This is a genomic window from Mucilaginibacter sp. KACC 22773 (genome assembly GCF_028736215.1).
Taxonomy (GTDB): Bacteria; Bacteroidota; Bacteroidia; order Sphingobacteriales; family Sphingobacteriaceae; genus Mucilaginibacter.
The window spans coordinates 5,160,929-5,175,465 of sequence record NZ_CP117883.1 but is presented as its reverse complement, the minus strand read 5'-3'; the positions used below and the strand labels follow the sequence as shown (position 1 = coordinate 5,175,465).

The 14,537-nt window shown below is 44.8% G+C and carries 10 protein-coding genes; 6 read left to right on the top strand and 4 right to left on the bottom strand.

The genetic code is table 11. From position 1 onward, the window contains the following. Window positions 1-149 precede the first annotated feature (149 nt). The 3 genes from PQ469_RS21300 to PQ469_RS21290 all read right to left on the bottom strand — a co-directional run bounded on the left by PQ469_RS21300 (window position 150) and on the right by PQ469_RS21290 (window position 3,358). Entirely contained in the window at window positions 150-1,484 is a 1,335-nt protein-coding gene (locus PQ469_RS21300; protein WP_274209479.1) for a sensor histidine kinase, read from the bottom strand. 893 nt (window positions 1,485-2,377) lie between these two features. After that, complete coding sequence (locus PQ469_RS21295; protein ID WP_274209478.1) at window positions 2,378-2,836, bottom strand: SRPBCC family protein; 459 nt, start codon at window positions 2,834-2,836, stop codon at window positions 2,378-2,380. Window positions 2,837-2,866: 30 nt separating this feature from the next. Then, window positions 2,867-3,358: an SRPBCC domain-containing protein gene (locus PQ469_RS21290; protein ID WP_274209477.1), complete on the bottom strand. Its 492-nt coding sequence runs from the start codon at window positions 3,356-3,358 to the stop codon at window positions 2,867-2,869. 141 nt (window positions 3,359-3,499) lie between these two features. Between PQ469_RS21290 and PQ469_RS21285 the strand changes: the two genes are divergently transcribed. After that, window positions 3,500-4,480, top strand: coding sequence for a GlxA family transcriptional regulator (locus PQ469_RS21285; RefSeq protein ID WP_274209476.1), 981 nt, complete (start codon window positions 3,500-3,502; stop codon window positions 4,478-4,480). 56 nt (window positions 4,481-4,536) lie between these two features. On the opposite strand, the gene PQ469_RS21280 is transcribed toward PQ469_RS21285, so the two are convergent. Next, on the bottom strand, window positions 4,537-4,911 hold the full coding sequence (locus PQ469_RS21280; RefSeq protein WP_274209475.1) for a hypothetical protein: 375 nt from the start codon (window positions 4,909-4,911) through the stop codon (window positions 4,537-4,539). Window positions 4,912-5,136: 225 nt separating this feature from the next. On the opposite strand from PQ469_RS21280, the gene PQ469_RS21275 reads away from it, so the two are divergent. The 5 genes from PQ469_RS21275 to PQ469_RS21255 all read left to right on the top strand — a co-directional run bounded on the left by PQ469_RS21275 (window position 5,137) and on the right by PQ469_RS21255 (window position 14,517). Next, entirely contained in the window at window positions 5,137-8,310 is a 3,174-nt protein-coding gene (locus PQ469_RS21275) for a TonB-dependent receptor (protein ID WP_274209474.1), read from the top strand. Between the two features lie 867 nt (window positions 8,311-9,177). Further along, window positions 9,178-9,624, top strand: a complete 447-nt coding sequence (locus PQ469_RS21270) for a Fur family transcriptional regulator (RefSeq protein ID WP_274209473.1) — start codon at window positions 9,178-9,180, stop codon at window positions 9,622-9,624. Continuing rightward, window positions 9,621-10,448 carry an N-acetylmuramoyl-L-alanine amidase family protein gene (locus PQ469_RS21265; RefSeq protein ID WP_274209472.1) on the top strand — a complete coding sequence of 276 codons (828 nt, stop codon included), beginning with the start codon at window positions 9,621-9,623 and terminating at the stop codon, window positions 10,446-10,448. Before PQ469_RS21270 ends, PQ469_RS21265 begins: the two co-directional genes overlap by 4 nt. 62 nt (window positions 10,449-10,510) lie before the next feature. After that, a complete protein-coding gene (locus PQ469_RS21260) occupies window positions 10,511-12,796 on the top strand; it encodes a glycoside hydrolase family 20 protein (RefSeq protein WP_274209471.1) in 2,286 nt (761 codons plus the stop codon). A gap of 284 nt (window positions 12,797-13,080) precedes the next feature. Next, window positions 13,081-14,517, top strand: coding sequence for a serine/threonine protein kinase (locus tag PQ469_RS21255; protein ID WP_274209470.1), 1,437 nt, complete (start codon window positions 13,081-13,083; stop codon window positions 14,515-14,517). Window positions 14,518-14,537: the final 20 nt, after the last annotated feature.

Here is a 14,537-nt window from a genome sequence, read left to right as displayed (position 1 = left end):
TACAAAAATGCAACGTACTTACCAATAAATATGTTTTTGGACTAAAATTTTTTTAACAGCCACTCGCATAGTAACTACCGAAGATTGCAGCTACGCTTAAAAAGTATGCCAGGTTAACTGTTGATACATCCTATGCGGGGGGCTCCTGCCTAAATGGGTTTTGCGGCAGACTGCACCAGGGGCCCGGGAGAATTATAGGTGATTGTTGCCTGCGGGCTATAATTAAGGCTGATAAAAAAGGTACTGCCCAGCCCTGGTTCGCTCTTGAACCAAATGTTGCCCCCCTGTAGTTCTACAAAGTTTTTGCAAAGCACCAGGCCAAGGCCGGCACCTTTTTCTTTACCTGTGCCATAAGTAACCTGTTCGCTTATCGAAAATAATTTAGCCTGTTTTTCGGCCGGGATCCCGATGCCATTGTCGGCTATCGCGATAGTGCATTTGCCATCGCTTGTAGTGGCGCTTATAATAACCTTACCGCCCGGGAAGGTAAATTTAATGGCATTCATTACCACGTTCCTGACAACCAGTTGCAGCATGTCGGTATCGGCAGTAACCCAAATGGCCTCGTCTATATCATACTGTAGCTCAATCTGCTTCTCGGCCGAAATACTTTTTAATAACTGTAAAGTACCATCCAGTGCACGCAATAACTGCAAAGGCATCAACTGCACCTGTACACCTCCCATCTGGCTTTTTGTCCAGGAAAGCACGTTACCCAGCATTTGCGAGGTATCCCGGGTACGGTTTAGCAATTCATTCTCAATGTTCCGCCTTTCTGTCTCGTCCAGTTTATAATAGGTAAGTAATTCCAGGAAACCCTGTACCGAAGCTAAGGGTTCCTTAAGGTCATGTGCCAGGATAGATAGCAATTTGTTCTTGGTTTCGTTGCTTGCAGCCAGTTCTGTAGCTTCATGCTCGGCCCGTCGGCGTTCCTGGTGGTAAGCACTCCGGATAAAAGCAATGATAAAAAAAATAAGCGCGGCTATAATAATGTAGCTGTACGCAAAATCTGTAAAGCGATTAGTTTTGTTAGGGTAGGTATCCCTGATCCAGTCGGGGTGAGCCGCTTCCCAGTAAATGAGCAAAAGCATTACCGATATGTTTAATGGAAGCCATATGGCGTATTGTTTTTGCGGGATGATTGATACTGCTATAATAAACGATAGCAGGAATATAGCCAGGGTAGGGCCATTGAGGCCCGAATTGTCGTAATAATTGGCTATTAGCATCAGGTTGTTAATAACCTGGAACGCCACAATTGCCAGGCCGAGCATTTTATGAAAACGGGATATATAGTAGGCCACAGCTACCACCAGCAATACCACAAACATAAGCCCGGCCAGTTTGGGCAGCCCAATCATATAATTGAAAGGGATGTTGAGCCCAAGCCCAAACATTACAATAATACAAACAGAATGGAAGATACGCCCTTCTAAAGCGAAGTCGGGTTTATCGCCAATTAATTTATTCCACAGAACATTCACCTTATAGTAATCAAACTTTACAGTTAAACGGAATTAACATGCCAAAGGTTGAACATACGAAAGGCTGTTACCTTATCGGCATCCCAATTTACTTGTTTTAGTTGAAAGCTGGTTTGAAATAATAAGGAAAATTGATTTAATGTTTTGGAGGATTGGCTCGTGCTCAGTCTCTTTGCCTCATGCGGGCAATGTTATCAGTTTGTTCCGGCATCATGTAATACTTCTTTATTCATCCGGATGTACTCGGCATTGTTTTCGGCCGATGCAAGCTTAAGTCCCTCATTGGCTGATATGCCTGGGCATCATGAAAATGAAAGGTTATAAAAAAGAACAGGCAAAATAAGGTTGTTTTCATGGTTTTAATATTGGTGGTTTCTTCATGTATTTAGAAGATTTTTAATTCCCTTTCCTTTGGCTACCGTATGTACACATCTTTAAAACAAAAGAAAATGTCGAACGAGGTACGAGGAGAAATCCTATACGTTATGCATTCAACCATGCAAATTTGCAAGCATGACGTATAGGATTTCTCCTCACGCCAACACCCAAGCCCTCCCCGGTTCGCTCGAAATGACATTTTTTTTATTATTGGTACGTTTCCAAAAGATGTGTATACACAGTAGCTCAATGGGAGGGGGGGCGCCGCGTAATTATCGAGCGTGTACTAAACGCTTGATTTAACCCCTACCTCCTCCTTCCCCAAGGAAGGAACCGCACACTCCTCCGCTTTTTTACTTCTTCCGAATACATACGATGGTTTCACAAAGCGGCCGCGCTTTATATTATAAAATTATTCTTTATTTTTAATAAGGCCAAATAACTACAGAACAGTTGCCTGCGCATTTTTTAACAATGCCGCCAACCTGTTGCGTGGCGGCCTGGTTTGTTCACTATCAATTTGATACTACCTGTTGTTTGCGGTACGGGGTCCCGCTTCCGGTGGTTAAAAAAGCATGCAGGCTATCTATAAAATAATCCCAGCCAGCCTCGCATACGTTATAGCATTCAAAACCTGGGTTTAAGCCCTCGTGTAAAAAAATCAGGGCTGCGCCCTGGTTATCGACGCTTATGGTCCATATCAGTTTGGTGCCTACCCATTCTGCCTTGTTTGTTAGGGCAGCCATATCTATATGTGCTTTGTCGCACCGCCATACTACACGGTTATTGGGCACTGCTTCAATGATACTGAAGGTTTTTTTGGTTTTTCCAAAGGCAATATCATATTGGTCGCCGGTGCGGGCGGTGGTGCCGTTTAGGTCATCGCTCCACCAATCGGCAATATGCCGGGTAATGGCGGCGTAAACTTCATCGGCTGATTTGTTTATGGTGATGCTTTTTTGATAATTGTTCATGGTGTATTGAAGATAATGTGGTTTGCCGGCTTATTTTTTTTCGGCCAGGAGTTTCTCTTCGTCTTCTGTTCGTGCGGTACCGGCTGCGTTAGGCAATCCTTTACCTGTAGCAATCAGGCTGGCCAGGCTGTTCTGGATATAATTGGTCCACGCGCCCTGGCAAATCTCGAAACACTCGTATTCGGGCACCAGGCCATGATGGGTGAAAACGATCTTCGTTTTACCATCTTGTTCCGAAATCCCGAAACTAATTTTTGTGTCTGTCCATTCGGTTTTATCCCGTGTAAATTTAAAATAGTTATCCAGCACCAGCCAAACTACCTTTTGGTTAGGAATAACTTCTACCAGTTTTATTTTGCAGGTATGAATGTCTTCAAAATGGTAATTAAACTCATCATTCAGTTTGCTGGTATCGCCTTCAATTTCTTCCGACCACCATCCGCGAACGTTGTTGATGGCATTAAATGCTTCCTCGGGCCTTTGGTCAACCAACAGGGTGGTTGAAAAATCTGCTGTTGTCATTTTTAATAGGTTATTGATTTGATTTGGAATTGAATATAGCAAATTTAACGCCCTGATATTGTAAACGCAGGGTGTAATATGGACATTGTGACGGGTTGATTTGGACGGGAAGGTTAGCTATCTTTATTCAAAATAAATGTCATGAAGCAAGTGATCATCATAGTTCCCAAAGGGTATGCCAACCTGGCCAGCGTAGTGGGTACTTTTCAAATCCTTAACCGCGCCAATGGCTATTGGCAGCAACTGGGGCACCGGCCTATGATGGAAGTGCGCATAGCCGGTTTTGAAACAGAATTGAAACTGGATGGCGGCTTCTTTTCTATTTTCCCGGTAAGTATTGAAGAGATACAAAAAACGGATTTGCTTATCATTCCCTCCGTTTCACACGAGTACGACCGGGTACTTAAAGAGAACGCCGGCCTCATCAGCTGGATTGGCGAACAATATGAACGCGGAGCCGAAATAGCCAGTATTTGCACCGGCGCTTTTTTGTTGGCTGCTACCGGCCTGCTCGATGGCAAAACCTGCTCCACCCATTGGAATGCGGCAACTGCTTTTAAGCGCCTGTTCCCCAACGTCGACCTGCATACCGATAAACTGCTTACGGTTGGGCAGGGCATTTACACCAATGGTGGTGCTTACTCCTTTTTGAACCTGGTGCTTTTCCTGGTCGAAAAATATTTTGACAGGCAAACAGCTATATACTGCTCCAAAGTATTCCAGATTGATATGGACCGGACATCGCAATCGCCCTTTAATATTTTTCAGATACAGAAAAATCATGGAGATGAACTGATTGGCAAAGCCCAATCTTTTATAGAAGAAAATTTAAGCGAAAAAATTTCTTTCGAAGGATTAGCCGCTAAACTGGCCATCAGCCGCCGGAATTTCGACAGGCGCTTTATTAAAGCCACGGGCAATACCCCGGTAGAGTACCTGCAGCGTGTAAAGGTAGAAGTAGCCAAAAGCACCCTGGAAAAAGGCCGCAAAAGTATTTTTGAAGTAATGAATGAAGTTGGCTATGCCGATGATAAAGCCTTCAGGGAGGTGTTTAAAAAAATTACAGGCCTGTCGCCGTTGGATTATAGGGCGAAGTATAACAGGGAAGAGGTGGGGGTGTAAGATATTGTGATTGTTTCGTATAAACGGGGCTTTTAGGGGGTACTTAACTACCAACGCTAATCTACAAGAACAAGCGTATCTAACACATCGTTCCTGTGCTTAATAATGCTGTCAATATTTTTATATCTGCGAACACTATCGGCGCCGTAATGGTTGCCATATTCCCGGTAAATTTTGATGATATGGTTGCCTACGGCTGTATCCGGGTTTTGCTGATAGCTTTTACATAAACAATGCGCTAATTTATTTTGTGAAGCCCGGTACAGATCCGGGCCTGGTTCGCGACTGTTATATTTAAAATGTACGGCGCAGTTTTTGAAGGCGAGGGTTTGCGTACTGTTATCATTAATCGCGGGCAGCATCACGGTAAAGAAAATAACAATTAAAGCAATAATGCCTAACATAACAGCTGCCGTTTTTCGCTCTTCCATAAAAGTATTTGATCTTAATACCGGGAGAGATAATTAGGTAACCCGTTTGGGTAAGCTTAATAAATATTAGAAACAACAAATTGGCCATTATCATTTAATGAATTTACCTACTCAAATTCAATAAAATTAACATTTAGATTAAACAATCACTACTTAAGGTTAATAGTTAGAGAATCTTTGGTTAACACGGCAGGTACACCTTTGCGGCTAACTAATACTTAAGAAATGCTGACTTTATACAAAACTATCCTGCAAAAAATATGCCTGTTGGGCATAGCCTGCTTCCTGTTGGTTACAACAGGCCAGGCACAAACTAACCTGGCCGGTATTTCCGGCAAAGTATCCGGCCCTGGCGGCACGCTTTTATCTAATGCAACCGTTACGGTGAAAAATGAGTCGACTGGGTTCATGATCAAAACTACAACCAATTCAAAAGGAGCTTTCCTTTTAAAAGAGCTTCCACTCGGTTCGCCCTATAGCATTACTGTAGAAGCTATGGGTATGGCGCCGCAAAAACAAACCGACTTTGCACTTAACCAGGGCGACCTGCTACAGGTTGCATTTGTGATGGAAGACAAAGTTCATGAGCTTAACGTGGTCGAAATTAAATCGGCCACCACGCGCAACAAAATTGAAAATATTGGCTCATCTACAGCTGTTACCGCTAAAGACATCGCGAAGCTGCCGGTAAACGGTCGTAATTTTACCACCCTGGCAGATTTATCGCCACTTAGTTCGGGCGGCAGCTTAAATGGCCAGCTGGCATCGGCAACCAATTATACTATTGACGGTATGGCGGCACGCGGCACCATATCTGGCGGGCAGCCAACCGGCGCTTACTCTATATCGCTGGAAGCCGTGCGCGAATTCCAGGTGGTTACCAATGCCTATGATGTTACTTACGGTAATGCCGGTGGGGGTACTATCAGTACGGTAACCAAATCAGGTACCAACGTACTTTCGGGAAGCGCTTTTACCTACGCGCGTGCCAACTGGCTTTCAAGCCCCTATGGCTTAAACGGCTTAAAACGTAACCAGGCGTTCTCTACTTATCAATATGGCTTTTCTTTGGGTGGCCCTATAGTTAAAGATAAGGCGCAGTTTTTTATCGCCTGGGACCACCAGGCAGATTCACGGCCATTATATATAGCCAATATTCAATCTGCCGATGATGAAAAACGTTACAACGTAACCCAGGCTACACTGGATAACTTTTTATCAATAGCGCGCACAAAATACGGTGTTGCCAATTCGCCGCAGGTGGGCCAGTTTGATAAATTTAAAAATACCCATGCGGGTTTCGCCCGGATTGACTGGCAGATCAACGCTAAAAACCTGCTTACCATTCGCGATAACTTTATTTACGACCTGGATAATCAATCGGATGGCGATAACACGGCCATTAATATTTACGAGGTGTATAGCACCCGTAAAAGTTTGAACAATAGTGTAATGGCCTCGTTGCGCAGTATTCTGAGCCCAACCTTAACCAACGAACTGAAAGTACAGCACTATTGGGAATACAATAAAATGTTTGCCAACAGCCAGCTGCCTGCCGACAATATTCCGCGCGCTATAGTACAGAATATCTCTTCGACAGCGGCAAACGGATCAACCTATTCAACGGCCATACAATTGGGCGGGCAACGTTACGGCGGCGATTATTTTAACAATAACGTAGCGCAGCTTACTGATAACGTATACTGGACAAAAGGCAAATTTAACTTTACTTTAGGAGGCGGCTTGTCATTTACCAACCAGAATTCGATTTATGGCAGCGAAACCAACGGGCGTTTTTATTTTACCGGGCTCACCAATTTCAATAACCTTACACCTTACCGTTTTGCCAAGGATATTTATGTCTCGGCAGATCATAATATCAAATTCAACATTCTTGCGCCCAACCTGTATGTACAGGCCCAAACCACGTTATTTCCCGGGTTTGATTTAACCGCCGGTATCCGTGCCGATTATACCGATTACCTTGATAAGGCGAATTTTAATGATGTAGTTTACCGTACATTGGGCCTAAACACATCTAACAAGCTGGCTACCCTGCAAATTCAGCCCCGTTTACAGGCAACCTGGGATTTAGGGCAAAACGGGAAAGATATCATAAGGTTTGGAGGCGGTATTTTAGGCTCGGCGCTTAACCCGTACTCCATGATTAACAATATGCTGTTTGATGGCTCGCATATCCAAAGCGTTGATGTAACCGGTAGCCTGGTACCCACGCCAAATTTTCCGGCTTATCGTAAAGATCCGTCGACAGCGCCCGGCCAGGACCTGCTCAATAATCCTGCGATACCAAAGATGGCAACCATTAACATGAATGGAAAAGATGCCAAAGTACCTACGGTTTACAAGGCCAATGCCTCATATTCTCACTTTTTTGCGCAAAACTTTCGTGTTACCGCCAGCGCTTACCTAAGCCTTGGCCGCAATAACTACACCTACGTGGATAAAAATATGGTAGACGAACCCTATTTCCGCATTGCGGCCGAAGATAACAGGGGCGTATACGTTCCGGCAGGTACAATTAACGCAGCAAACGGATCGGCCGATTGGACACAGGGGCGCAAAACTACCGAAGTTGGCCGGGTGCTGGAATTGGAAAGCCTGGGAAAAGTAAACCAGGTGGCGTTTGTTATTGATGCCGATTACAGGTATTATAAACAGGGTGAAATATCCTTCTCTTACACCTGGAACCAAACCAAAGACAATACCTCGTACAACGGAAACGTGGCAAACACCGCAACCCTGGTGCAATATGTAAAAGACGATCCGCGCAACCTAAGCAGCATGAACTATTCTGATAACCAGTTTCGCAATAAGGTGGTGTTTTATGGCAGCTCGCCAACGTTTCATGGTTTTAGCGCCGGTTTACGGTTCTCGGGCATAAGCGGCACCAGGTATTCATTAACAGTAAACGGCAACGTTAATGGCGACTTTGTGGCCAGTAACGATCTTGCTTACATCTATAATCCTAACTCCGCATCTACGCCGCAATATTTAAAAGATGGTATCAATGCGATATTAAATAACCCCAAGGTTGAAAAAGGGATGAAAGATTATATCGAAAAAAGCTTTGGCAAAATAGCAGAACGTAACGGTGGGGTTAACCCGTTTTACGGTGTAATAGATCTGAGGCTGATTAAACGGGTACAAATCCTGAAAAAACAATACCTGGAGATATCAGTCGATCTGTTTAACGTCAGCAATTTAATCGACAAAAACTGGGGCGTAAACCATAATCTTGGCACTACATCAATTTACACCATTAAAAGCTTCGACGCTGTAAATAAACAGTACGCCTATACCGTAAACACCAATGCAGGTGTATCCGGCTTAAGCGGTAACCCATACCAGTTCCAGGTAGGGTTACGATATGGGTTTTAAGTAAACTATATAAGTTCAGAATGGCATTGCCCTGCGATAGCGAAAAGCTGTTGCAGGGCATTGTTTTTTGGTTGATGTTGCGCCTGGGGAGCGAGAACTTGGTGGAATCTGGAAGGGAATGGCGCTTATCGCATAGCGGCGACGACTCACCCCGACGAGGCTACGCCCGTCTTCCCCTCTCTCCGACTGCGTCGCATAGAGGGGAGGAAAAGGAAAAAAATGAGTTTCACCCTCTTTGCGGCGTAAGCCGGAGAGAGGGTGGTCGGGCGCAGCCTCGACCGGGTGAGTCTTAGCCGACATGCGAAACAGGTTGTGGCCTCTCCATTAGTAGCATAAAAACATTCGTAAACCAAATTTAGACAGGCGCTGATAAGTAAAGAAAAAGAGAAATTGCTTTGCGTTTTATCGTTTTTGTGCGAAAAGGATATTTTTTAATTTAAATTAAAAACATTAACTGTAGGTGGTGTGCCACCCCGTACCAGGGTGTTTCACCCCGTACCAAGGTGTTTCACCCCGTACCAGGGTGTTTCACCCAGTACCAGGGCGTTTCAGGGTGTGTCAGCCCGTATTGGTACACACACTTTGTTGATGATAAAAATATAAAAAGCGGTTTTGTTATGCGGCCTTCTTCTCCAAAAAAACTTTCCTAAGCCATTAGCGAACGGGCTCATCATTTAGTATAAGGCAGGCGTCGGCCAGCGCGGCGTGGACGGGGTAAGTCTTCGCCGCTGTTCAAACCGCTGCCTACCTGAACCCGAAAACTTTTGTATCCCGGAAAACCCGGACAGCTGTGCAACAGCATCACTATAATTTCTCCCGTAATGCAACGTTGTATATATTTGCACGTATACACCCCGGTAAACTTAGATGGAACCAGCCCGTAATAACTTTCACTTCGAGGATCTGCTGAACAGGCATCATTTAAAGAAGACTGCCCCCCGGCTTAGGGTATTGTCTATGATGTCGGCCCGCAGCGCCGCCACCTCACAGCCTGATTTGGAGAGTGTTATGGACGATATTGACCGGGTTACCCTATACCGCATTCTGAATACTTTTGAAGAAAAAGGCATTATTCACAAAGTGTTTGATTTAAACGGCACGGCCAATTACGCCCTCTGCTCGTCAAGTTGCGACGAAGGCCATCATCATGACGAGCACCTGCACTTCAACTGCACCCAATGCAAAAACGTATACTGCCTTGACGATTTGCACCTTCCCGCCATAACCCTGCCACCGGGTTTTGAGCCCCGGGGTTTTACACTATATGCTACCGGCTTGTGCCCAAAATGCAGCAAAAAGGCGGTAAAAAGATGAGATATATCAAGAAAATTTCAAGAATAATTGGGTTTTGTATAGGAATTTGCTTGTTTTATTTAAACTCCCGGGCACAGCAAAGAGATTCCATCCCCGCAGGTTCGGGCTTCAGGTTTAAGACGGTTATTATTGATGCCGGGCATGGCGGTAAAGATCCCGGCGCCCGCGGATCGTACTCAGTTGAAAAAAACGTGACGCTGGCCATTGCAAAAAAACTGAAACTTTATATTGATACCGGCATGAGGGACCTTACCGCCCTGATGACCCGTACCGATGATACGTTTATCCCCCTCAATCAACGATCAAACATAGCTAACCAGGCGCATGGTAACCTGTTTGTTTCTATCCACTGCAACTCATCGCCCGAGGGAAATGCGGCTTCGGCCCATAAACGCAAGGGGGTGTTGTTGCTGGTTTACGGCTTTCACCGGCTGAAAGAACAGGAGGAGGCTGTGCGTGAAAATGCGTCTATTTTCCAGGAAAAGGACTACAAGCAAAACTACGAAAGCTATGATGAATCCGACCCGTCAAACGCCATTATCCTGAACGCCTATATTCAAAAATACCGCAAACAAAGTATCCTTTTTGGCGATCTGCTGAATGCCGAGTTTACTGATTTTGACGGCCGCCCAAGCGAAGGGGTGAAGGAGCAGGGGGTACTGGTGCTGGCCCATAGCGCCATGCCTGCCGTACTTATCGAAACAGGTTTTATTAACAACCCCGAAGAAGAGGATTACCTCAACTCGCCCGACGGGCAGGATGCTATTGTAAAATCTATCGCTACAGCCATTACTAATTATCGCAAAGCTATTGGCAGCCTGTAATTTTCATAATTAGCGCGTAAATACCTATAATCGGCTATATTAGGCTTTGCAAATCTGTATTCATGATAAAGCTGATACACCCATACAAATTCCTGTTAACTATCTTAAGCTTGGTATTAATTGCCGGTTATTCATCGGCACAAATTAAACAACAGGGGGTAATACCGCAGCCGTATCAGTTTGAAAGGAATGGCGGATCGTTTACCTTTTCGGCAGCGACCGGTATAACTATCGGGCCTGGAATCAAAACAGGCAACCTTATATTTTTTAACAGGTATTTTAAATCGCTTGCCGGCTATCAGCTTAAAGTGAAAAGCAAAGGCACTATCATTCTGAAAATCGATTCCTCTAAAGTTGCTGATAATGAAGGTTATGAACTGGTGGTAACATCAAAGCAAATTAACATCTGGGGTCATGACGAGGCTGGCGTATTTTATGGACTGCAGTCACTTATTCAGCTATTACGCTCGTCTGACGGTAAAATAACCGTTGAGAGCTGTACCATTCAAGATCATCCACGCTTTGCCTACCGGGGTATGCTGCTGGATGTAAGCCGCCACTTTTTTGCTGCGGATGACATCAAAAAATGGATCGATATACTGGCCCTCTATAAGATCAATACCTTTCACTGGCACCTTACCGACGACCAGGGCTGGCGCATAGAAATTAAAAAATACCCGCTTTTACAAAGTATATCGGCCTACAGGGATGAAACCATAATAGGCCACAAGCGTGATAGCCCTCACCTTTTTGATGGCAAACGCTATGGCGGTTATTACACCCAGGAAGAGGTTAAAGCCATAGTGAAATATGCTACAGAGCGACATATCAGCGTTATCCCCGAAATTGAAATGCCGGGGCACGCGCTGGCGGCATTGGCAGCTTACCCGCAATTGGGTTGCACCGGTGGTCCCTATAAAACGGCTACATATTGGGGCATATTTGATGACGTATATTGTGCTGGTAACGATGAAACCTTTACCTTTCTGCAAAATGTGCTTGACGAAGTATTGCCACTTTTCCCTTCAAAATATATTCATATAGGTGGCGACGAATGTCCCAAAACCAAATGGAAAACATGCCCCAAATGCCAGAAACGTATTAAGGATGAGCATTTGAAGGATGAACATGAACTGCAAAGCTATTTCATGGGCCGGATGGAAAAATACCTGAACAGCAAGAGCAGGCAGATTATTGGTTGGGACGAGATCCTGGAAGGCGGTTTAACCCCCGGCGCAACCGTAATGAGCTGGACGGGAGAGGAAGGGGGCATAGCCGCTGCCAAACAACACCACAATGCCATCATGACGCCCGAAAAATATGTTTACCTGGACTATTATCAGTCGTTATACCCAGGCGAACCGATAACAGCCGGCGGCTATACCCCGCTAAGCAAAGTGTATAACTACGAACCTTTAACAAACCAACTATCTGGCGATGAAGCCCGGTACATCAAAGGCGTGCAGGCCAATGCCTGGAGCGAATACCTGCCCAGCCCCGCCCGGGCCGAGCGACAACTGTTCCCCAGGATGCTGGCTTTGGCCGAGGTAGCCTGGTCGACTAAAGAAAACAAGGATTACGATGGCTTTTTGAAGCGGTTAAGGTACGAACAGCCGATGCTTAAAAAGCTGAACATTAATGCAGCGATTACATTTGATGAGATAACGGATAACGTAAGTGAAACCGCAGGCCACCAGGTGTCGCTTAGCTTAAGCACCACTTTGCCTGGCGGAAAAATATTTTATACCACCGATGGATCGGCACCGGGCTTAGGTAGCAAAGTTTATAACAAGGCCTTAACTATAACCCGATCGGGTACCATAAAAGCCGCGGTATTTGGTAATGGCAAAATAACCGGGCGGGTGTACGAAAAAAGTTTTGCCATTCACAAAGGCATTGGTAAAACGGTAACTCTTGCCAATCAACCGCAGGGAGCTTATAATCCCGGCAATACCTTCGGATTGGTGAATGGACTTTTTGGCAGCAAATTATACAACGATGGCCAATGGTATGGCTTCAATGGAAATGACCTGGACGCCGTGGTCGACCTGGGTTCGGTTCAAAAAATATCGCAGTTGGGTATCAATATTTTAAAATACCACTGGCAAAAAATGTGGGAACCAACATTACTGACTTTTGAAGTATCTGAAGACGGAAAAAACTACACCGAAGTTTACCGGCAAACCGAGTTTAACGCTAATGGCATTAACACGGTGAGGGCCGATATTAAACCAACGCAGGGCCGCTATGTCAGAGTAAAAGGTACCAACAAAGGCATTATCCCACCCGGCGAATACATTGCCGGAGCTAAGGCCTGGTTATTGGTAGATGAAATAGTTATAAAATGATGTGCAGATTTCAGATGTGCAAATGAAAAAGGAGATGTGGAGATATGCAAATTTCAAATGTGCAGACGAGAGGCAGTATTTTAGATAAGTAGATCTTATTTTCAAATTTTCAAATCCTCAAATTTTCAAACTGATTTAAATCATCTGAAATCTGCACATCTGAAATCTGCACATCCACATAAATTTTCATATTTTTATAACCAAACGCCAACATGTGCGTTATGTTGAGATAACAAAGCTTAACCAATTGTTATTTATGTTTACAGCACTGCAAGTATAACTCAATGAGCAAAGTATTTACAATTACCGAAGGTTTGGAGAATATGGGGGCTTTGCGAACGGGCGGACAAGGCTCTGTTTATAAAGGCAGGCGCTATGGCCCTATCATTACAGCGGTAAAGTTATTACCCACCCCAATCCATACGGAGAGTACCGACGATAAAAATTTCAGAAATTTTCAGAACGAGGTTGAAAAACTAAAGAAGGTAAACGAAGAGCCCAATCCCAATGTGGTTAAAATCCTCAATTCGGGTATTACCGAAAGTGGTTCGTTTCCTTTTATCGAAATGGAATATATTGATGGCCCCGACCTGGAAGACTTACTTAAGCCACCGCATGAGGCCATTTTTACCATCAAGGAGATCATCAAACTGGCCGATCAACTGGCCAATGCGCTCTCGCATTGCCACAAAGTATCGGTTAAGCATGGCGATATTAAAAGTAATAACGTAAAGTTCAATATCCATACGGGTAACTATGTGCTGCTTGATTTTGGCCTCTCGGCTATGTCTGACGATCAGCGCCGTACCAGTATCAGGCATGCCGGGGCTATTGAATTTATGGCGCCCGAGCAAAATGAGGGGCTGATGTATTTTCAGACAGATGTGTACAGCTACGGTATTATCCTGTATGAATTGATTGCCGGCCAGGTGCCTTTCCCGCTTAACGATAACGGCGAAACTGCCCGCAACGCGGTAATGCTGTCGCATATGGAAAAGGAAGTTCCTGATGTAATGGAACTGCGCAAAAAGAATTTGCCTGCCAGCTGGACCGACGAAAAGAAACAGCACGAAATGCAGGTGCCCGCCTGGCTGCTTAAAATTGTAGCCAAATGTCTGGAAAAAGAGCCCGAAAACCGCTATGCAAACGGCATCGAATTGCAGGAGGTATTGGTTTATAGCAGTATATCGGCAGTAAACAGTACGGATGTTGATGATTCCTGGAATGCTTCGGTATTGTTAAAGGAAAATGAGCGCCTTCAGGGGCTGTTACTTTACTACCAGGAGGCCGAAAGCGCAAGGGGCGTACATGTGGTAAATCCAGCCGCCGAAACACCTGTTGTTGTAGGCAAGCATGCAGTACGCATTTCCAAGCCGCTGTTTATCAGTTTAATTGTAGTGTTGGTAGCGCTTACCGGGTTTTCGTCTGTTATGGCCATTAAACACCGTAAGGGTATTTATAATACTTTTTTTAAATCAACACCGCCGCCAAGGGATACTTTAAGCCAGGGCAGTACACAGGCCAAACCAGATAACCAGGTTAAAAAGGATACTCAGGCAGAAACACAGCCGGTTAATAATGATCCTGCTGCCAGCATTCCGCCAGAGGTGGATTCATTGGCAGATTCGATACTGCGTGGCGTAAAACACAAGTCTAAATCCGATCCGCAGTTTTATCGCGATAGCATAAAAAACGCTGATACATCAAAATTGAGTTTTTAGTTAATGATAATTAACATCTA

Excerpts from the sequence above, each read along its gene's own strand:
- PQ469_RS21295 (WP_274209478.1), bottom strand. The coding sequence starts at position 2,836 with ATGAACAATTATCAAAAAAGCATCACCATAAACAAATCAGCCGATGAA.
- PQ469_RS21290 (WP_274209477.1), bottom strand. The coding sequence starts at position 3,358 with ATGACAACAGCAGATTTTTCAACCACCCTGTTGGTTGACCAAAGGCCC.
- PQ469_RS21285 (WP_274209476.1), top strand. The coding sequence starts at position 3,500 with ATGAAGCAAGTGATCATCATAGTTCCCAAAGGGTATGCCAACCTGGCC.
- PQ469_RS21280 (WP_274209475.1), bottom strand. The coding sequence starts at position 4,911 with ATGGAAGAGCGAAAAACGGCAGCTGTTATGTTAGGCATTATTGCTTTA.
- PQ469_RS21275 (WP_274209474.1), top strand. The coding sequence starts at position 5,137 with ATGCTGACTTTATACAAAACTATCCTGCAAAAAATATGCCTGTTGGGC.
- PQ469_RS21270 (WP_274209473.1), top strand. The coding sequence starts at position 9,178 with ATGGAACCAGCCCGTAATAACTTTCACTTCGAGGATCTGCTGAACAGG.
- PQ469_RS21265 (WP_274209472.1), top strand. The coding sequence starts at position 9,621 with ATGAGATATATCAAGAAAATTTCAAGAATAATTGGGTTTTGTATAGGA.
- PQ469_RS21260 (WP_274209471.1), top strand. The coding sequence starts at position 10,511 with ATGATAAAGCTGATACACCCATACAAATTCCTGTTAACTATCTTAAGC.
- PQ469_RS21255 (WP_274209470.1), top strand. The coding sequence starts at position 13,081 with ATGAGCAAAGTATTTACAATTACCGAAGGTTTGGAGAATATGGGGGCT.